Source organism: Mesorhizobium sp. M7A.F.Ca.AU.002.02.1.1, assembly GCF_003998535.1.
Taxonomy (GTDB): domain Bacteria; phylum Pseudomonadota; class Alphaproteobacteria; order Rhizobiales; family Rhizobiaceae; genus Mesorhizobium; species Mesorhizobium ciceri.
Genome location: NZ_RZPB01001402.1, coordinates 1 through 658 on the forward strand (window position 1 = coordinate 1; position 658 = coordinate 658).

A 658-nucleotide genomic window follows, 5' to 3' on the forward strand; every position below is an offset into this window, starting at 1 on the left:
CTGTATAGGTTAACGCCCTACGGCGCCCCCCTCTGTCCTGCCGGACATCTCCCCCTCGAGTGGGGAGATTGGCAGTTTCGGCGCCTCGCTCAGTCCCGCAAGGTCGGCGATTGGCGAAAGCCGTCGCGACATCCAATCTCCCCCCTTGAGGGGGAGATGTCCGGCAGGACAGAGGGGGGCGCTGGCCCGCGGCGTTGCCGCAATTTGCAACTACCCGGCCAACGCCAGCTTCGCCACGGCCGGAGCAAAAGGCCGAATGTTGATCCCGTCCCTGGTCATGGTGACGAAGCTCGATGGCGGGATCGCCTAGGCGCGATCCGGAAGAGCCGCAGGCTCCTTGGTCGCGTGCGTGCCTCTGTTGTGCGTCCGCTCGTAAAGCTCGCGAACGATTCGGCTGGCGGTAGTTTCAAACAGAAATGGCAAGAAAGCATGAACGAGCGCGGCGCCGGCCGCCATCAACAGGCGCGACGAAAACCAGGCGGCAAAGCCCATGTGGCTGAAATAGGTTTCGCCGACCTTGGCCGGATGAGAGGTGAAAATCCTTGCGACCGACATGCTGGTTCCCCTTCAGCGCTTGAAGTTCCTGATATGAGTATCCTGACATGCTTCGCCGGTTCATCGGTCTCAAAATGTCCTTGTATTTCGGTGATGCATGGAA

General features: G+C 60.6%; 2 protein-coding genes. One reads left to right on the forward strand and one right to left on the reverse strand.

Annotation, left to right across the window (positions count from 1 at the left end):
• Positions 1-306: 306 nt before the first annotated feature.
• A complete protein-coding gene (locus EN879_RS38005) occupies positions 307-540 on the reverse strand; it encodes a DUF6356 family protein (protein WP_245493961.1) in 234 nt (77 codons plus the stop codon).
• Here EN879_RS38005 and EN879_RS40500 point away from each other — a divergent pair.
• Positions 430-658, forward strand: a 229-nt coding sequence (locus tag EN879_RS40500) for a hypothetical protein (RefSeq protein WP_245493962.1), incomplete at its 3' end; no start/stop codon positions are given. The genes EN879_RS38005 and EN879_RS40500 overlap by 111 nt on opposite strands.